The 17,755-nt window shown below is 44.7% G+C and carries 17 protein-coding genes and 1 pseudogene; 11 read left to right on the top strand and 7 right to left on the bottom strand.

Annotated features, from left to right (window positions below):
- Positions 1-211 precede the first annotated feature (211 nt).
- Positions 212-2,074 (bottom strand): M61 family metallopeptidase, encoded by a 1,863-nt coding sequence (locus tag B092_RS0109660; protein ID WP_018575042.1) that lies wholly within the window; start codon positions 2,072-2,074, stop codon positions 212-214.
- 303 nt (positions 2,075-2,377) lie between these two features.
- Between B092_RS0109660 and B092_RS0109655 the strand changes: the two genes are divergently transcribed.
- The 9 genes from B092_RS0109655 (at position 2,378) to B092_RS0109615 (ending at position 9,784) form a co-directional block, all read left to right on the top strand.
- Positions 2,378-2,803 carry an ATP synthase subunit I gene (locus B092_RS0109655; protein WP_018575041.1) on the top strand — a complete coding sequence of 142 codons (426 nt, stop codon included), beginning with the start codon at positions 2,378-2,380 and terminating at the stop codon, positions 2,801-2,803.
- Positions 2,804-2,896: 93 nt separating this feature from the next.
- On the top strand, positions 2,897-3,778 hold the full coding sequence (gene atpB / locus B092_RS0109650) for a F0F1 ATP synthase subunit A (RefSeq protein WP_018575040.1): 882 nt from the start codon (positions 2,897-2,899) through the stop codon (positions 3,776-3,778).
- Between the two features lie 141 nt (positions 3,779-3,919).
- Positions 3,920-4,159: a F0F1 ATP synthase subunit C gene (gene atpE, locus B092_RS0109645; protein ID WP_018575039.1), complete on the top strand. Its 240-nt coding sequence runs from the start codon at positions 3,920-3,922 to the stop codon at positions 4,157-4,159.
- Between the two features lie 146 nt (positions 4,160-4,305).
- Entirely contained in the window at positions 4,306-4,776 is a 471-nt protein-coding gene (locus B092_RS0109640) for a F0F1 ATP synthase subunit B (RefSeq protein ID WP_026253712.1), read from the top strand.
- Between the two features lie 12 nt (positions 4,777-4,788).
- On the top strand, positions 4,789-5,328 hold the full coding sequence (locus tag B092_RS0109635) for a F0F1 ATP synthase subunit delta (RefSeq protein ID WP_018575036.1): 540 nt from the start codon (positions 4,789-4,791) through the stop codon (positions 5,326-5,328).
- Positions 5,329-5,361: 33 nt separating this feature from the next.
- Positions 5,362-6,900 (top strand): F0F1 ATP synthase subunit alpha, encoded by a 1,539-nt coding sequence (atpA, locus tag B092_RS0109630; RefSeq protein ID WP_018575035.1) that lies wholly within the window; start codon positions 5,362-5,364, stop codon positions 6,898-6,900.
- A 70-nt stretch (positions 6,901-6,970) separates the two neighbouring features.
- On the top strand, positions 6,971-7,882 hold the full coding sequence (atpG, locus tag B092_RS0109625; RefSeq protein WP_018575034.1) for a F0F1 ATP synthase subunit gamma: 912 nt from the start codon (positions 6,971-6,973) through the stop codon (positions 7,880-7,882).
- 63 nt (positions 7,883-7,945) lie between these two features.
- Positions 7,946-9,349 (top strand): F0F1 ATP synthase subunit beta, encoded by a 1,404-nt coding sequence (gene atpD, locus B092_RS0109620; RefSeq protein ID WP_018575033.1) that lies wholly within the window; start codon positions 7,946-7,948, stop codon positions 9,347-9,349.
- Between the two features lie 9 nt (positions 9,350-9,358).
- Positions 9,359-9,784, top strand: coding sequence for a F0F1 ATP synthase subunit epsilon (locus B092_RS0109615; RefSeq protein WP_018575032.1), 426 nt, complete (start codon positions 9,359-9,361; stop codon positions 9,782-9,784).
- A gap of 82 nt (positions 9,785-9,866) precedes the next feature.
- On the opposite strand, the gene B092_RS0109610 is transcribed toward B092_RS0109615, so the two are convergent.
- On the bottom strand, positions 9,867-10,484 hold the full coding sequence (locus tag B092_RS0109610) for a glutathione S-transferase family protein (protein WP_018575031.1): 618 nt from the start codon (positions 10,482-10,484) through the stop codon (positions 9,867-9,869).
- Between the two features lie 101 nt (positions 10,485-10,585).
- On the bottom strand, positions 10,586-11,242 hold the full coding sequence (locus B092_RS0109605) for a 5-formyltetrahydrofolate cyclo-ligase (RefSeq protein WP_083907513.1): 657 nt from the start codon (positions 11,240-11,242) through the stop codon (positions 10,586-10,588).
- Between the two features lie 49 nt (positions 11,243-11,291).
- Between B092_RS0109605 and B092_RS0109600 the strand changes: the two genes are divergently transcribed.
- Together B092_RS0109600 and B092_RS0109595 are read left to right on the top strand one after the other, a co-directional pair.
- On the top strand, positions 11,292-13,343 hold the full coding sequence (locus B092_RS0109600) for a lytic transglycosylase domain-containing protein (protein ID WP_018575029.1): 2,052 nt from the start codon (positions 11,292-11,294) through the stop codon (positions 13,341-13,343).
- 18 nt (positions 13,344-13,361) lie between these two features.
- Entirely contained in the window at positions 13,362-14,630 is a 1,269-nt protein-coding gene (locus B092_RS0109595) for a tRNA nucleotidyltransferase/poly(A) polymerase-related protein (protein WP_026253711.1), read from the top strand.
- A 4-nt stretch (positions 14,631-14,634) separates the two neighbouring features.
- On the opposite strand, the gene B092_RS0109590 is transcribed toward B092_RS0109595, so the two are convergent.
- From B092_RS0109590 to B092_RS15625, 4 genes and pseudogenes are all read right to left on the bottom strand, one after another.
- Positions 14,635-15,093 carry a DMT family transporter gene (locus B092_RS0109590; RefSeq protein WP_018575027.1) on the bottom strand — a complete coding sequence of 153 codons (459 nt, stop codon included), beginning with the start codon at positions 15,091-15,093 and terminating at the stop codon, positions 14,635-14,637.
- Positions 15,094-15,125: 32 nt separating this feature from the next.
- Positions 15,126-16,439 carry a class I SAM-dependent methyltransferase gene (locus B092_RS0109585; RefSeq protein ID WP_018575026.1) on the bottom strand — a complete coding sequence of 438 codons (1,314 nt, stop codon included), beginning with the start codon at positions 16,437-16,439 and terminating at the stop codon, positions 15,126-15,128.
- Entirely contained in the window at positions 16,429-17,319 is an 891-nt protein-coding gene (locus B092_RS0109580) for an extracellular catalytic domain type 1 short-chain-length polyhydroxyalkanoate depolymerase (RefSeq protein ID WP_018575025.1), read from the bottom strand. The genes B092_RS0109585 and B092_RS0109580 overlap by 11 nt, the downstream gene beginning before the upstream one ends.
- Positions 17,320-17,503: 184 nt before the next feature.
- Positions 17,504-17,755: pseudogene (locus B092_RS15625) on the bottom strand (hypothetical protein); the annotation flags it as partial.

Raw genomic sequence — 17,755 nt, 5'->3', positions numbered from 1 at the left:
TTAAGGGCGGGACACGCCCGGTTAGCTTGTGCAGAGACTTCGCCTGTAGGTAAGGGCGTCGGGCCAAGAACCCACCGAAGCGAGTCAGGCGATGGTCGCCTGAACGCCGTAGGAATCCCCGTTCTTTAGGGCGGGGAGGATGTCAATAGATGGTGTCAGCATCCAAAAGCGAACAAGCTAATGGCTGCGCAGAGCTGCGCACAAGTTGAGGCTAGTCATCTTGCTCTTCTTTGCTCTCAGCGCTTTGTGTATGTGCGAGTGACATCGTCTTGTCGCGGGCTTTTGTGCGTTTGATGCTAAATTCAGTATAGAGAGGTGCATCGAACTCCACGGTGAAATGGCGTAGTTCATCGCGTCTAAATACATGTACGATGGCGGACTGTTTCTGTTGATAACGGCCAAGGACCTCATTAAGGTTATTGGCGTCGATGCGTAAATAGTCAATGGCGACAATGATATCGCCTGCCGATAAACCGCCCTTATGAGCAACGCCGTGTTGCATCACGCTGTGAATAACACATTGATCATTGCGCTGAATGGTGCGAATATCCAAGCTCACCGATGGAGCGTTATCGTCAGTTTTTTTGCCTAACTTTAGGCCTTCAGCAGCGAGTAACTCTTTGAGATGAAGTTTCTTTGTGCCGTAGACATTACGCTCTAAAAATTCGTCTAATTTGTCTATATCTACGCCGGTGGCATTGTGCAGTACATCAAGAACGTCTTCTTCTCGTAAGCCTTTCGCTTCGCCACGGTAGAAGTTCTTGCCGTAATGCTGCCATAAATAGCGCATGACATCATCAAGTGAGCGTGTGTGATTAGTGTGTTGGCGGATTAATAGGTCAAGACACAGAGCAACCAGCGCGCCCTTAGAGTAATAACTGACAATTTGGTTGCGAGCATTTTCATCTTGCTGATAGAATTTCGTCCACGCATCAAAGGAACTTTCAGCGACGCTTTGTTTAATACGGCCGGAGTCATTATTGACACGGCTAATGGTCTCGGCGATAAGATCAAAATATTGCTGTTCGGTGATAAGGCCACTTCTTAGTAGCATCAGATCGTCGTAGTATGAGGTGAAGCCCTCAAAAATCCATAGCAAGGATGTTGGGGTAGGCTTATCTAGTTGATAAGGTGCGAATGCAGCCGGTTTTATGCGTTTGACATTCCAGCTATGGAAATACTCATGGCTCACCAGACCCAAAAATTCGCGATAGGCTTTGCTTTGTTTCTTTTGTCCAACAGTTGGTAACGAGTTACGAGAACAAATTAATGCCGTGCTGTTACGGTGTTCAAGACCACCATAGTCACTACCTGTCACTGTTGTCATAAAAACATAGCGGTTGGAGTGGTCCCCAAAGGGTGGGGTGCCGCTTTCAGGTTCAAAAAGGCGTATTTGCGCCTCACAGATTTTAGCGACGTCAGTAGCAATACGTTCTAAATCAATATTTGGTAAAACCCCTGTAAATACCATGTCATGGACGATGCCGCCGGCGACAAAACTAATGACGTGCGGGCGTCCGATCTCTACCGGGTGGTCAATCAGCTCGTCGTAGTTATTGGCTCGATAATAACCGAAACGTGTATGGGTGGCTGCGTTTGGGTGACCTTCGGCGGGGGGTAGGCTGGTGTAAACGCGCCACTTTTTACTTTGGCGTGGTGCTTTAATTTCTACTAGGCACGGTAGCTCTTCTTGTCCGTGTACTTTTAAGAAAACGCTGGTGCCATTAAAAAAACCATGACTTTCGTCGAGATGCGCTTTGCGTACAGACAAATCCCAAGCATAGACAGTGTAATCAATCTGAATAGGCCCGTTGCTGACAGGCTCAATTTGCCACGTGTGATTGTCAAGGTGAGTGATGCTTAATGGGTATTTGTTATGTGTGGCTTTTAGTGTTTCAATGTGCTTTGAAAAGTCGCGGATCATATAGCTGCCTGGAATCCAGCGAGGCAGGCTAACGATTTGGCCTTTGGGATCGGGCTCGGCGATAACTAATGTGACTTTAAAACGATGGCCGCTTAAGTCATTAGATGTGATGGAGTAAAAAATTTTATCTTCTAATATTTTGTTATTCATCGATATATTGCCTTTGGTTCTGATAAAATTCCCTAGTCAATTTAGCTAGTGCATATTAACTCATCAGTAGGGGTTGTTGTTTTACAGGTTATTTAAATCATTATAGACAACCTAAGTGACTCTCACTGTCGTAGGAAAACTGTCACCGAAAATAGCTAAATGCACTGTTATTCTTGTTGTTTTAGGATCTGCTTTAGGCGGAATTATGCAGTCACAATAAGCTGCTGAAATATCAAGAAATATGTAACCAAGTCGCAACTGCAATGTGACAAGTAGTAAAATAAAGGCTATACTTAGGCAGCTATGAATCAGGAGCAATTTGAAGCGATTAAGCTGAGTCCAGAGGATAAGCAGCGCATGAGGGTTTCGGCTATGCGAGGGCTGCTCAGGTTGGTGATTGCTCAGGGTTTAGCATTGCTGATTGTGTCCTTTCTTGCGTTGGTTTTTGCGGGGTTGTGGGCAGGGTTATCAGCATTTGCCGGTGGGATGACTTATTTAATACCCACTAGCATGTTTGTTTTACACTTAGTACTAAAGTTATTATCAAAACGCGATGCTACAGCAGTCACCTTTTTTATTGGTGAAGCGATTAAAATCGGTGTAGCCATGGTTTTGATGTATTTAGTCGTCAAAGTGTTTGGATCAAATTTAGTATGGCCCGCTTTTTTTGTCGGGCTATTAGTAGTTTTAAAGGCATACGTACTATTGTTGGTTTTTAAAAAGCTCTAGCCTTTTAATTCACAGGTTTGTAGTTGGCCACAGTAGTTGTTTGATTGGTTGTTGCCTCTGATACAGAGGAAGTTGATACGGAGATTGGAGCAAATGGATGCTTCTTTAGTTACGCCACAGCAATATTATATTCAGCATCATTTGAAGCATTTCAGCAATAAGCCTATGTCAAGCATTGCTGATTTTAGTGTAATCAACTTTGACTCCATTTTTTGGGCTGTGTTGATGGGTGTTATCGGGCTGTATTTTTTATATAAGGCAGCTAAAAATGCCACGTCAGGCGTGCCCGGTCGCTTCCAAATGGCCGTAGAGATGTTGGTTGGTATGGTTGATGAGCAGGCTAAGAGTATTGTTCACAATGCCACTTCTCGTAAGTTCGTAGCGCCATTGGCATTGACAATTTTCGTCTGGGTTACATTGATGAACTCCCTAGACTTATTACCGGTTGATTTGTTGCCATCTATTTTGTCTTGGACAGGCTTAGCTGGAACAGCAGATAACCACGGCGTACTTTACTATCATCGTATTTTACCTACGGCTGACCTTAGCATTACCCTAGGTATGTCGATTACGGTGCTTATCGTGTCAATTTACTACGGTATTAAAATCAAAAACCCTAATGGCTTCGTAAAAGGTTTATTCACTGCGCCTTTCGGTGCCAATGGTATGGTGGCCAAGGTTGTTTTGGCGCCGGCTAACTTCTTACTCAATATTGTTGAGTATTTTGCAAAAACAGTGTCGTTAGGTATGCGACTGTTTGCAACAATGTATGCGGGTGAGTTGATCTTTATGTTGATTGCTCTGATGGGTGCGGCATGGTCAGGCTTTAATGTATTGAGTATCGGATTGGGTATCGGTCACGTATTGGCCGGTTCAGCTTGGGCAATTTTCCACATTTTAATTATTTTGCTACAAGCATTTATCTTCATGATGTTGACCTTGGTATATGTAGGTCAGGCTCATGAGGACCACTAAAATTTAGTTGGCTGAAGGTATTGGCTTTCAGCCGCCTAAGTAGCAGATTTTGTTAGCTAATATTTTCAGAGTCTGTTTAATTTTTAACCTTATTAAGTTATCCATCTTTTAACAATTGGTTCATTACCACAAGGAGTTGTCATGGAAGTTGCAGGTTTAGTAGCTCTTGCTTGCGCATTTATTATTGGTTTAGGTGCTTTTGGCGCGTGTATTGGTATCGCACTTATGGGCGGTAAATACCTAGAGGCGTCTGCTCGTCAGCCTGAATTGATGAACGCTTTACAGACCAAAATGTTCTTATTAGCTGGCCTTATTGATGCTGCATACTTAATCGGTGTTGGTATTGCTATGTTATTCGCTTTTGCTAACCCATTCGTCTAAGCGATAGATTAATACCATCGCTTGATGGTTTGTGAACTGGATGGATTGATGCAGAGCTGAAGAGCCAGTCTCTGCATCCAAATTTTCAGTAATTTTGTCTAGGTATTGCATGGTGCAAAACCTTAATTAGCAAAAGGGAAACGACCGTGAATTTAAATGCGACGCTCTTTTTCCAGGTAATCGTTTTCTTTGTATTAGTATGGTTCACAATGAAGTTCATTTGGCCGCCTCTAATCAAAGCAATTGACGAGCGCCGACAGAAGATAGCAGATGGTCTAGCGGCTGCAGACAAGGGTAAAGCTGACTTAGCTCAAGCCCAGAGTCGGATCGCCGAAATCGAGACGGCAGCAAAGACCGAAAATCAAACAAGATATGCAGAGGCAGAAAAGCAAGCTACTTCAATTATTGAAGCTGCTCGCGAAGAGGCTGAGCAAGAACGTGCACGCATTATTGCACAGGCTAAGCAAGATGCTGGAGTCGAAGTTGCGCGTTTGCGTGATGAATTGCGTGATGAAGTAGCCGCATTAGCGGTACAGGGCGCAGAACAGATTCTTCGCCGTGAAGTCGATGCAAAAACACATGCTAAGTTGCTCGATCAACTTAAGGCACAGCTTTAATTTGGGATTGCTATGGCTGAACTTTCAACTATTGCCCGTCCTTATGCAGCGGCTGCTTTCGCAGCAGCTAAGGACAGTCAAGTCGGATTAGAGACTTGGGCTAAGGCTGTAAAACAATTGTCAGAAGTGGTTTCTGTGCCTGAGGTGATTAAGATCTTATCGGATCCTAAAACTACCGATGCGGACAGTATTGCTGTTTTTGATACGGTATTGCCTAATATGCCTACTGATGTAAAGAATTTTGTTCAATTAGTTGTTGAAAATGATCGCTGGTTAGTATTACCACAGATCGCTGAGCAGTTTGAACAACTTAAAAATGAGCATGAAGGCAAGGCGATTGCCCAAATTACGAGCGCTTTTGAATTGACTCAAGAACAAGTAGAAGACTTGGTTAAAAGTCTTGAAAAGAAATTTAGCGTATCTCTAGAACCCGAGGTGAAGGTTGATTCAGCCTTAATTGGTGGGGTACGAGTGATCGTGGGCGATCAAGTTTTAGATACTTCTGTGCAAGCTCAAATTACTCGTTTGCACGATAAGTTGGTTGCTGAATAAGCGCCATAATTATAGGATTTCAGGAGTCTGATTATGCAACTCAATCCGTCAGAGATCAGCGAATTACTAAAAAGCCGTATTGAGGGCTTAGGTACTTCTGCCGATGTCCGTACGCAGGGTACGGTAGTTTCCGTAACCGACGGTATTACTCGCATCCACGGTTTATCCGATGTGATGCAGGGCGAAATGCTCGAATTCCCCAACAATGTTTTTGGTTTAGCATTAAACCTTGAGCGTGACTCAGTTGGTGCTGTGATTTTAGGTGATTACACCGGCGTATCTGAAGGTGACTTGGTTAAAACAACCGGTCGTATTTTAGAAGTACCGGTAGGTCCGGAATTGTGTGGCCGCGTAGTTGATACCTTAGGTAATCCAATTGATGGTAAAGGTCCAATCGCTACTACTCAAACAGACGTTATTGAAAAAGTAGCGCCAGGCGTTATTGCCCGTCAATCAGTATCACAGCCTTTACAGACTGGTGCTAAAGCGATTGACTCAATGGTACCTATCGGTCGTGGTCAACGTGAATTGATTATTGGTGACCGCCAAGTCGGTAAAACCGCGGTTGCAGTTGATGCGATTATTAACCAAAAGGGTCAAGACGTAATTTGTGTTTACGTAGCCGTTGGTCAAAAAGCGTCTACTGTTAATAACATCGTGCGTAAGCTGGAAGAAGCGGGTGCGTTAGAGTACACAATCGTGGTTGCTGCTAATGCGTCTGACTCAGCTGCTATGCAATACTTAGCTCCATACGCTGGTTGTACTATGGGTGAGTACTTCCGTGATCGTGGTCAGGATGCTTTAATTGTTTATGATGACTTGACTAAACAAGCTTGGGCTTATCGTCAAGTGTCTTTATTACTACGTCGTCCTCCTGGTCGTGAGGCTTATCCTGGTGACGTATTCTACCTACACTCTCGTTTACTTGAGCGTGCCGCTCGCGTAAGTGCTGATTACGTAGAAAAATTCACCAATGGTGAAGTCAAAGGCAAAACCGGTTCTTTAACCGCATTGCCGATTATTGAGACACAAGCAGGTGACGTTTCTGCTTTCGTTCCAACTAACGTAATTTCTATTACTGACGGTCAGATTTTCCTTGAAACTGACTTGTTTAACGCCGGTGTTCGTCCTGCAATCGACGCAGGTATTTCTGTATCGCGAGTTGGTGGTGCGGCTCAAACTAAAGTCATTAAGAAGCTTTCAGGCGGTATCCGCACTGACTTAGCTCAGTATCGTGAGTTAGCAGCTTTCGCACAATTTGCCTCAGACTTAGACGATGCTACTCGTCGTCAGTTAGAGCGCGGTGAGCGAGTTGTTGAGTTGCTTAAGCAGCCTCAATACGCCCCACTAAAAGTATGGGAAATGGCGGTCTCTTTATACACCGTTAACAACGGTTATTTAGATGACGTCGAGGTATCAAAAGTATTAGCTTTTGAGAAAGCGCTCAAAGATAACTTAAAATCTAAGCATGCTGACTTAGTTGATCGCATCGAGACAAGCAAAGAGTTATCTAAGGATGACGAGGTTTTATTGAAAGACGCTATTGAGGCTTTCAAAAAAACATTTGCTTAATAAGGTGATTTAGGATTCAGTCAGGCTGTTGTCAGATCTGACTGAAATCTAACTCTAATAGGAATTTAATATGGCTGGAATTAAAGAAATCCGTACTAAGATCGCTAGTGTGCAAAATACTAGCAAGATCACAAAAGCCATGGAGATGGTCGCTGCCTCTAAGATGCGTAAAGCTCAGGAGCGTATGCGTGCAGGTCGCCCATATATGCTTAAAGTACGCGATATCGCCAGACACATGATGTCAACAACGGCGGATTACTCTAATCCGTACCTCGAAGAAAGAAAAGAGGTTAAAAACATCGGTCTGGTGTTGATTACATCTGATAAGGGCTTATGTGGTGGTTTAAATACCAATATCACACGTTTAGCGCTTAATCGTATTCAAGAATTCGAGTCTCAAGGTATTGGCGTTCAAGCGACTGCGTTTGGTTCTAAGGGATTATCTTTTTTAACTCGCTTAGGTGCTAACATCGTATCTCAAGAAACACAGTTAGGTGATATTCCAAATTTGGAAACCCTGATTGGTGCTCTTAAAGTGCAGTTTGATGACTACAAAGAGGGCAAGATCGATGCAATCTACGTTGCAACGACTGTTTTTGTTAATACGATGAAGCAGACCCCGGCTTTTATTCGCTTATTACCTTTGCCGTCAGATTTAGAAGATCCATACACTACCAACTTCGGTGATGAAGATGAAGAAGCGGATACGGGTCTATCTGAATACGGTTGGGACTATATTTTTGAGCCCGATGCAAAGAGTGTAATTGATGATTTATTGCAACGCTATGTTGAGAGCTTAGTGTATCAATCGGTCGCAGAAAATATGGCATCTGAGCAGTCAGCTCGTATGGTAGCGATGAAAGCTGCATCAGATAATGCTAAAAAGGTTATTGGTGATCTGCAACTTGTCTATAACAAGACACGTCAAGCAGCGATTACTACGGAAATTTCAGAAATTGTGGGGGGTGCTGCCGCAGTGTAATGCTCCATTAGTGAGTATTACAACGGTGGTAACTTTCAATCGTTATTAAGGTAAGGAAACAACATGAGTAACGGTACAATTGTTCAGTGCATCGGCGCGGTTGTGGACGTTCAGTTCCAACGCGACAATATGCCTCGTATTTATGAGGCATTAACGGTGACTGAAGATAGCAACAATAAGTTTGTTGAGGCAGGCTTAACTTTAGAAGTACAGCAGCAATTGGGCGACGGTGTTGTTCGTACCATCGCATTAGGCTCAAGTGACGGTTTGCGTCGCGGTATGGCTGTAGAGCGCACTCACTCTGGTATTTCTGTACCAGTTGGTGAGGGTACGCTTGGTCGTATCATGGACGTTTTAGGTCGTCCGATTGATGATGCCGGTCCAATTGAGCACGATGAAAAGCGTGTAATTCATCAACCTGCTCCTAAGTTTGATGAGTTATCTCTATCGGTTGAGTTATTAGAAACCGGTATTAAGGTGATTGACTTAATTTGTCCTTTCGCTAAGGGTGGTAAAGTTGGTCTCTTCGGTGGTGCGGGTGTTGGTAAAACCGTCAACATGATGGAATTAATTAACAACATTGCTAAGCAGCACTCTGGTTTATCCGTGTTTGCAGGTGTGGGTGAGCGTACTCGTGAGGGTAACGACTTCTACTACGAGATGGAAGAATCCAACGTACTTGATAAAGTAGCAATGGTCTTCGGTCAGATGAACGAACCACCAGGTAACCGTTTACGTGTTGCGCTTACCGGCCTAACAATGGCCGAGCGTTTCCGCGATGAAGGGCGTGATATTCTTTTCTTCGTGGATAACATCTATCGTTATACCCTAGCCGGTACCGAGGTATCTGCACTATTAGGTCGTATGCCTTCAGCCGTAGGTTATCAGCCTACACTTGCTGAGGAGATGGGTGTGCTGCAAGAGCGTATTGCTTCAACCAATACCGGTTCTATTACATCAATTCAAGCTGTGTACGTTCCTGCGGATGACTTGACTGACCCGTCGCCTGCAACTACGTTCCAGCACTTGGACTCTACCGTTGTATTGTCTCGTGATATTGCTTCTTTAGGTATTTATCCTGCGGTTGACCCGTTAGACTCTACTAGCCGTCAGTTAGATCCACAGATTGTTGGTGAAGAGCATTACAACGTAGCTCAGTCAGTTCAGCGTACATTACAGCGCTACAAAGAGTTACGCGATATTATTGCTATTCTTGGTATGGATGAGTTGGCTCCAGAGGATAAGCAGATTGTTGCTCGTGCTCGTAAGATCCAGCGCTTCTTGTCACAGCCATTCCACGTAGCTGAGGTATTTACCGGTTCTCCTGGTAAGTACGTATCATTATCTGAAACTATTCGTGGTTTCAAGATGATTGTTGAGGGTGAGTGTGATGCTTTACCTGAGCAAGCGTTCTACATGGTTGGTACGATTGACGAAGCGTTTGAAAAAGCCAAAACCATTAAATAAGGAATTGTCATGGCAGTTCTGAAACTCGATGTGGTGAGTGCGGAAAAGTCATTGTACTCGGGCACGGTCAAAATGGTCGTGCTTCCGGGTGAATCGGGTGAGCTAGGTGTATTACCTGGTCACACCCCTTTGATTACCCGTATTCGTCCAGGTACTGTAAGAATCACCAGAGAAGATGACTCACAAGAAGTGGTTTTCGTTGCTGGTGGTATCTTAGAGGTTCAACCTTATGCTGTTACTGTTCTTGCTGACGTTGCTGTACGCTTAGAAGAGTTAGATGCAGCGAAGGCTGAAGAGTCTCGCAAAAAGGCTCAAGAAACCTTGAAAAATGCTAGTACGCCACAAGAAGCTGCAAAAATCGAAGCCGAATTGGCTCTATTGCAGGCACAAGTGGTTGCTATCCAGCAATACAAGAAGTCAGGTTCATATCGTTAAGAGCAAACTTGATCTAAAAATCCCGCTAATATTATTTATTAGCGGGATTTTTTATTTTCTCATTGAACCAAGGAAGCGGTTCCTATTTAATACCTTCGTGCGCAAGGGCTTCTTTGAATGGTTCAAAGGCAGATACGCGTTCATAATACGACTGCAAATTCGGCAGATCAGTAAAACGAATTTTAAGTAATTTGCACCATCGTAATATCACCGTCAGATAAATATCGGCAATACAAATCTGATCAATCAAATACTCACGATCTTTTAAATGATTATCAGCGATTTTTAAGCTGCTAATGATCCCGGCTTTGGCTGCGTCTTTGACACGGTTGTGTAGTTCTTCATCACCATCAATAAAAGCCGGTGTACGGAAGAGTGGAGGGAACTGCTTATGTATGTCTGAGTTTGCATAGGCCAGCCAGCGGTAGGCCAGTGCGCGTTGCTCGATATTATCCCGATTACCAAATAACTCAGCTTCAGGATATTTCGTATCTAAATAGGTCAAAATGCCAATGTTTTGTGCGATAGTGAAATCACCATCTTCTAAGGTAGGTACAGTTCCTGCCGGGTTTTTTGCAAGGTATTCCGGTGTTTTTAAATAATCGCGAGGTGTTTCGAAAGCTTCATGCTCAGCACCAACCCAATGCAGGGCAGTGTGTGGTACGAGCGAGCATGAGCCCGGTAAGTAATATAGTTTCATGAGGGTATTGCTCCATAGGTAAATCGACGTGATAAACGCTTATCAACTATGTTAGCAATTAAACTGAAAAATACAAAGAGATTAAAAATGTGGCTTTGAACTTAGAAAAAACTGATGCCTCTATCACTGACAATCGCATCGATGGCTTTGTCATGCGCTAAGCTTTCATAATCACTTCCTAAGCGAGCATCAGCCCACACAGCACCAATCAAAAGCGGTTCGTGTCCTTGCGCTTCCCATTGGGCTATGGTGCGGTCGTAATAGCCGCCACCATAGCCTAGACGCTCGCCATGTACTCCATAACCTAACATCGGTAGCAACACGATATCCGGGCGATCAGCAACTTCCTGAACATTAGGTTCAAAAATGCCGTAATGTCCTTCTACCATGGGGGTACCGGGATCCCAGTAAAGAAACTCCAACGGTGCTTGTTTTTGACTGACTTTGGGGAGGACAATTTCGTGACCCATCGCATGAAGCTCTTCTAATAGTGGGCGTATATCAGGTTCATGACGATAAGGCCAAAAGGCAGCAATGACTAGCCCTTGGCGACGTATTTTATGTCTAGCAGGAAGTAATTTTGGGGCGATAAAATCTTCATCTTGCTGAGTTTCGTATTCTAAGCTTTTTAGCCACCCTAAAAAATGCTCGTTTAAGGCATTTGAACGTAATTGATAGTCAGCTGGACTCAATTGAGCGCGTTTTGTTAACAAATCTCTTCTTATGGATTGGTATCGCTTTGTGGTATTCTGCTGCATAGACAAGTAAGTAGATAATTCAACTGGTCAAGAAATTAGCGGAGTGACAATGTTAAAAAAATCAACATCGCCTTATTGGAAGTATACACTGCTGGGAGGAGTTCTTGTCTCGGCCTTATTTGTGGCCTCGGGTTGTAGCTCTCAAGCTAGCTCCCATCCGTCGGTGGACGAGAGTTCGGAGGTCGATGCCCTTGTGCTGGAAGCTCAGCAGCAGCGTTCACAGATATCTCAGCGAGATTTAAAGGCGGTTGATGCATCAGCCCGCGCTGCAGTACAAAGTGCTTACCAAGCCATGCAAAGGCGTCAGTGGGAGAGTTTGGCAAGCTATGCGCATGCCGCTAAAGCAGATCACGAAATTGGCGCTTATCCGACCTATTGGTTTTTACGTCATCTGATCAACCGGGCAAGTAGCCTGTCACCATTGGATACGGTGGTGCTTAAGAAGTTTATTGATGACAACCCGGGTAGCTATATGGCTGAACGACTGAAAGCCGAATGGATTATCAAGGCGGCTGAGTTGGGAGACCATCGTACAGCAGCTGCACTGGGACCGGTCAATGTGAATTTGACACAAGCACAATGTGCCTTGATACAAAGCCAAGCGGTGACAGGTCAGCGGGTCGGTGTTAGAGATGCCTTAGATAGTTTTAGCCCGGGTAATTCCTGTTGGGCTATGTTGGACACACTAAATGCCCAAGGTCGACTTAGCTTCGAGCAACTACAGCCCGGCTTAAGAGATGCTGTGGAGTATGATAATAAAGCGGTCGCACGGCGCTATGCAGCGTTGGTTTTTTCGCGTTCACAGCTTGCACAATATGATGCGATCATCCAAGACCCGCGAGCCTGGATTAGCAGGCAGTCCGGTAGTGCAGCGTCTACGCTTGATGCGGAGTTAAGAGCCATTGCGTTTAGTCGACTCGCTCGTCAGGATCGGGATGAGGGTATTCATATTTTAAATAGTACGAAGCTACTCAATGATAAGGACAAGCAATGGGCTTATGCACAATTCGGTTTAGTGTCCGTACTGAATTTGGAGGATCGCTCAGATAATTGGTACCAGCAATCCAAGGGTGTCGCTCTCAGTGATTACAATGCCGCTTGGCGCGTACGTTCAGCACTGCGCCAACCTAAAGTCAACTGGCAGCGTGTAAAAGACACGATTGAAATGATGAATAGGGAGCAACAGCAAGAAACGGCTTGGGTTTATTGGCACTCCCGAGCATTGGAAGAGTTAGGCCAAACCGCATCGGCGCAAACCGGTTATCGCAGCCTCTTAACTCATTATGATTTTTATGGACAGCTAGCGCGTGAAGCCTTAGGTCAACAAATTACTTGGCCGGAGCAGGCAGCACCCGTTACTAAAGCAGAGCTTGATCAGATCAAGCGCAATAGTGGGCTGCAAAATGCGGTGGCGTTATATGGTATTGGTGCCCGTGAGTATGCTGTTGTTGAGTGGAACCATGCCATTCGCGGCTTAAGTGATCGTCAGTTAATGGCAGCAGCAGAGTGGGCTAAGCAAATCGGTTTTTACGATCGTACGATTAACACCTCATTATTGACTCAAAATAGTGTCAATTTTGAGCAGCGTTATGTTGCTCCATTTGATGGGCGTGTTACTGCTCAAGCGCGTCGCACAGGAGTATCGCCTGCTTGGGTTTATGGTCTTATTCGTCAGGAGTCACGCTTTGTGCCAATCGCTCGTTCTAATGTCGGAGCTTCAGGCCTTATGCAGCTCATGCCGGGTACGGCACAGTTAGTTGCTCGTAAGCTGGGGGTACAAAACTACAATCAATCAATGATTAATGATTTAGATACCAATATGCTTTTTGGGACGACCTACCTCAAAGATATTTTAGATAAACAAGGCGGTTCTGAGGTGTTGGCGACAGCAGGCTATAATGCCGGTCCTAATCGAGCGGTACGCTGGCGTGGCAGCTTGTCACAGCCGGTAGAGGGCGCGATTTTTGCGGAAACGATTCCATTTACAGAGACTCGTTTATACGTCAAGCACGTGCTTTCTAATGCTGTTTGGTACGATATTAAGTTTAATCATGGTCGACCCAGTTCGCTCACTAAGCGTTTGGGCGTGATTAGGCCGTAGCCGGGAGTGGCTCACGTCATGGAGGTAATCGACGATATGTCACTCTCTGCGCATTGCCCGGAGGGGGCTGTGATTTATGCCGTTGGCGGCGCCGTACGAGATCAGCTGTTGGGCTTGCCTGCCGGTGATTATGACTGGGTTGTCGTCGGCGCGACCCCTGAGCAAATGGTAGCGAAGGGCTATGTGCCGGTGGGTGGTGATTTTCCGGTGTTTTTGCATCCGCAGACCAAAGAAGAATATGCCCTGGCACGCACAGAACGTAAGTCTGGTCGTGGTTATCAGGGCTTTACTTTTTATACCGGTGTTGATGTGAGCTTAGAGCAGGATTTACTGCGCCGTGACTTGACGGTTAACGCGATGGCATTGCGCCAAGAGGGACAGCTCTTTTTGAAGAAAAAAGGGCAGGAATTAGGTGAGGAAGCATTACGTCAACAGCTCATGAGTGGTGCTTTAGACCGTGTCTTAACTGAGGGTGAGGAGCCTTTCTTGGCCGATCCCTTTAATGGTTTAGAGGATTTACGTCAAAAAATATTTCGCCATGTCAGTGAGGCTTTTATTGAAGATCCTGTACGTATTTTACGTTTAGCTCGATTTTTAGCACGTTTCGAAGACTTTAGTGTAGCGACCGACACATTGAGTTACTGTCAAAAGATGGTGACAAATGGCGAGGTTGACCACTTAGTTGCTGAGCGGGTATGGCAGGAATTATCTAAAGCATTGATGCAAACGAAGCCTGCGAGAAGTATTGAGTTCTTATTGGAAGTCGGTGCTCTACAGCGAGTTTTACCGGGCTTTATTTGGGATGCTGAGGCAGCAAGAGCGATCGCATTAGCAGTTCAAAAAGGGCTGCCTCTACCCCTTAGGTATGCCTTGCTAGTTTATCGAGTCGATGAGGTCAAAGCCTTTAGTCAGGCCTTAAGGGTGCCTTTAGTCTGTCGAGATGCTGCTGTTCTACTGGCTCAATGGGAGTGTGCGATGGGTGAAATTGGCAGTGAACCGGCACATCACCCTGAAGCAGCCCTTAATGCTATTTTGGCCACGGATGCGATTAGAAAGCCGCAACGATTTGCGGAGTTGCTACAGGCATATGCTGTTTTATTAGCGGTGCGTGATCTGGATGCTACACAAATTGTTTGTCACATACAGCGGTGGCAACAGCTTTTTGAGGCGGTAGTAGCGGTTGATGCAGGTGCCATTGCCAAGTCCTGCGGCGCTGATACCGGCAAAATAAAAGAGACGGTCTATCAAGCCCGTCTCCATGCGTTAAATAGTGTCTTGAGCGCTTAGCAGATTAGTTTACTAATTTTTTGCCAAAGAAAAATATAAATAAACCAAGCATCGTCACAACAGCGCCGAGGAATCGCCAAATATCGATGGGTCTGGTTGGCATGCCGATTAAGCCGAAGTGGTCAATGAGTAAAGCAACTAGAATCTGAGTCACTACCACCATAAATAAAAAGTTGCTTAAACCGATTTTTAAGGGCAAAAACGCACTACAAAAGACCATAAAAGCACCCAGTAGGCCGCCGGTAAGCTTCCATGGAGGCTGTTGCAGCAGGGTGGGGCCTAGGTTATTAAAATCGGCTCGAAATAAGCAGAGGATAAAAAGGGCAATGGTACCTACACTGAAAGAAATTAAGGCGGCAAGTAACGGCTGCCCCATTACTGCTTGGCCTAGACGGGAATTAATAGGTGCTTGAATGGCGATGGCAACCGCTGCGGCAAAGGCTAAAAAGTAATATAAAATCATTGATCTCTCATGTGGGCAAAGTCTAGTGTATTTTATAACCGGAAGCGTCTGTCAGCTCGTGCAAAGCCGATGGGATAAATATCATCAACATCTTTGGCGAGCATGATGACTTTAAATAGCTCACCCATCTCTGCTTCGGATAGCAGTTTTTGTACCGGACCTATATTTAGGGCATAGCTTTCTACGTCCTCGGGGTCTAGTGAGGACAGTAAATCCAATAGGCCGCAATTCATTAAAAAGTTAGCTTGTGATGTATAGCCGATGACTTCTAAACCGGCTTCTACTGCTTTTTCTGCTACCGCGGAAAAATTAACGTGTGCAGTAATATCCTGAATGCCGGGTAGTACTAACACTTCAGGATGAGCATGATGACGGAAATGGCACATTAACGTACCTTGAGTCCGTTGCGGATGATAATACTCAGAGGCGGGAAAGCCGTAATCAATCAGAATCGCGGCACCTTGAGTCAGCCAATTACCCATACTGGTAACCCACGCTTTAGCCTGCTCATTAAATTCGCTCGTGTAGCCGTTGATTTTGACCAAATGTTCAATGTCATCAGGCATATCCTGCTGCTTAATTTCCTGATCAGACCAGATGAAACGAGAGAGGCTATTAGGAGCTGAGTCCGGATTGATGTCGACGTAGCGCTCTTTTAGTTTATTATTTTCGTCACGAGTAAAGAGACGGACCGGCATGGCATCTAACACTTCATTAGCCACAACACAGCCGATAAAGGCCTCCGGTAATTGCTCTAACCAGACAACACGATCTTCGTAAGCACTTAGTGTTTGTTGTTGGAGATTTTTTAGGTCGCTTGATAGTTCGATAATATAGTATTTTATGCTTTTATCATCGAGGCTATCCAACACCTGCTTGGCTAGCGCGCCACTACCTGCGCCAAATTCCAGAATGTTTTTCTCACTACAATGACTCAGTACTTCGGCGATGGCAATGGCCAGGGTACGACCAAACCAAGGGCTTAACTCAGGCGCGGTAATAAAATCTCCACTGACCGCTTCGACAGAGGGATGGTCTGAATTAACCGACTCTTCGCCGCGGACAAGCCCAATCGCAGGCTCATTACCTTCGCTCAGGATATCTTCATTTTTGTTGACATGCTCTGCAATCGCAGCTTTTACCGCTTGTTGACTGCTTTTGTGACTTGCCAGTTTGACTCGACCACTCGTGTAATATCCAAATTCCGGATGATAAAGCGCATGGTTCATGTATTGCTCAAAGGACATAGGACCATTGGCCTTAATTTCTTGCTGTAAAACGTCAATAAACTTTTGCGTGTGTTCAAGTTCTGCAGGATGCAGTTTAGGTAAGTTTTTAATATCCATTAATTACTTTATTAAGTTCGAAAAACTTTATTATCTCTTTTGATGCGTCAAATTCAGATGCTTCATGATACCGATATTCGGGGTTGCCATTGGCCCAACCATGCCACAGATTAGGAATCATTTTTAATCTAACCGGTTCGGGGCGGCTATCAAGTATACGTGCAGCTTTTCTATTAAGGCTTGAGAACCATCGATATAATTGATCGGCATTTGTGGGATTGACGTAATCGTCCTTTTCGCCATGAATAATCATTACAGGCAAAGGATTCTCTACGTAACTAATAGGAATCGGGAGGTCCTGAATTGTGCCCTTAAAGCCATCTTTCATGATGCGGATGGACGCAGCAGCGTTATGCACTTGAGGAAACATCGGACAGGAATGTAAGATGAGACCTGCAAAGAGGTGGCTATATTCCATAGCGATTTGCCCAGCGAGCGCAGCACCCGATGAGATACCGGCTAAATAAATTCGTTCAGCATCCAGAAAATCATAAACAGTTAATAAGCTGGTGATTATTTCTACGATAGATTGCTTTTCTTTGAGGCCATATCTTTCGTCGGCATTGAACCAATGCCAGCAGTTATTCAGATTCCTGAAATTATTTTGATGGGGGTATAAAACAGCAAAGCCGTGTTGCTCAGCGTATTCGTTCATGCGCGTACCGGCAGCAAAGCTCTGCGAGTTTTGTCCACAGCCATGAATCATGACAATCACAGGTGTTTTCTTTTGGGTGCGATTTTGAGGTAAATAGGCTGCGTATTCGACTTGTTGGAAGTTAAACAAGCCGATGGGGTTAGTGCCATTTTTTAGGATAGGCTCAAACCACTTGCCATCAAGGCTGCTAAAGCCACTTTTTCTAACAAATTCAAATTCAGGCATACGATATGTTCTGTTTAGTCTGTACTGGGTAAGTACTTCATTTTAATGATCATGAGAGATTATTGTGCTATCTCTCATGAGCTGCCGACGAGTCATAATTAATTTTTCTTAGCATATAACTTAATTGCTATTGTATGACCTGGATCCGGTATTTGTCAAGATAGTTGTCACTCATACATAAATTTTAAGCTGCTTTTTTTACTCTTAAATCATTCTCCGGATTTAACGTGACGACACCTAAAGGGGTGCAGTTTCTTACTGCACGTGAACCCCAGCGCATTGGATTATCTCTTTTGGCATTCGCTAGCACTTTGTGCCGCTTTGCTAGTATTTCACGGTCTTTGCCCTCATGGCGTTGCTGTGGTGTTACGTAATTAAGCTGACTGTGACGATGAACAGTGTTGTACCATTGCACAAAGCGTAAGACCCATGCTCT

Origin of the sequence: Oligella ureolytica DSM 18253 (assembly GCF_000373745.1) — a bacterium.
GTDB classification, from domain to species: domain Bacteria; phylum Pseudomonadota; class Gammaproteobacteria; order Burkholderiales; family Burkholderiaceae_B; genus Oligella; species Oligella ureolytica.
The sequence above is the reverse complement of the archived record's forward strand: the minus strand, read 5'-3'. Positions and strand labels throughout refer to the sequence as shown.

Coding starts and splice junctions, on each gene's coding strand:
- atpD (WP_018575033.1), top strand. CDS start 7,946: ATGAGTAACGGTACAATTGTTCAGTGCATCGGCGCGGTTGTGGACGTT.
- atpB (WP_018575040.1), top strand. CDS start 2,897: ATGGATGCTTCTTTAGTTACGCCACAGCAATATTATATTCAGCATCAT.
- B092_RS0109590 (WP_018575027.1), bottom strand. CDS start 15,093: ATGATTTTATATTACTTTTTAGCCTTTGCCGCAGCGGTTGCCATCGCC.
- atpA (WP_018575035.1), top strand. CDS start 5,362: ATGCAACTCAATCCGTCAGAGATCAGCGAATTACTAAAAAGCCGTATT.
- B092_RS0109580 (WP_018575025.1), bottom strand. CDS start 17,319: ATGCCTGAATTTGAATTTGTTAGAAAAAGTGGCTTTAGCAGCCTTGAT.
- B092_RS0109655 (WP_018575041.1), top strand. CDS start 2,378: ATGAATCAGGAGCAATTTGAAGCGATTAAGCTGAGTCCAGAGGATAAG.
- B092_RS0109610 (WP_018575031.1), bottom strand. CDS start 10,484: ATGAAACTATATTACTTACCGGGCTCATGCTCGCTCGTACCACACACT.
- B092_RS0109605 (WP_083907513.1), bottom strand. CDS start 11,242: ATGCAGCAGAATACCACAAAGCGATACCAATCCATAAGAAGAGATTTG.
- B092_RS0109585 (WP_018575026.1), bottom strand. CDS start 16,439: ATGGATATTAAAAACTTACCTAAACTGCATCCTGCAGAACTTGAACAC.
- B092_RS0109660 (WP_018575042.1), bottom strand. CDS start 2,074: ATGAATAACAAAATATTAGAAGATAAAATTTTTTACTCCATCACATCT.
- B092_RS0109635 (WP_018575036.1), top strand. CDS start 4,789: ATGGCTGAACTTTCAACTATTGCCCGTCCTTATGCAGCGGCTGCTTTC.
- atpG (WP_018575034.1), top strand. CDS start 6,971: ATGGCTGGAATTAAAGAAATCCGTACTAAGATCGCTAGTGTGCAAAAT.
- B092_RS0109615 (WP_018575032.1), top strand. CDS start 9,359: ATGGCAGTTCTGAAACTCGATGTGGTGAGTGCGGAAAAGTCATTGTAC.
- B092_RS0109595 (WP_026253711.1), top strand. CDS start 13,362: ATGGAGGTAATCGACGATATGTCACTCTCTGCGCATTGCCCGGAGGGG.
- atpE (WP_018575039.1), top strand. CDS start 3,920: ATGGAAGTTGCAGGTTTAGTAGCTCTTGCTTGCGCATTTATTATTGGT.
- B092_RS0109600 (WP_018575029.1), top strand. CDS start 11,292: ATGTTAAAAAAATCAACATCGCCTTATTGGAAGTATACACTGCTGGGA.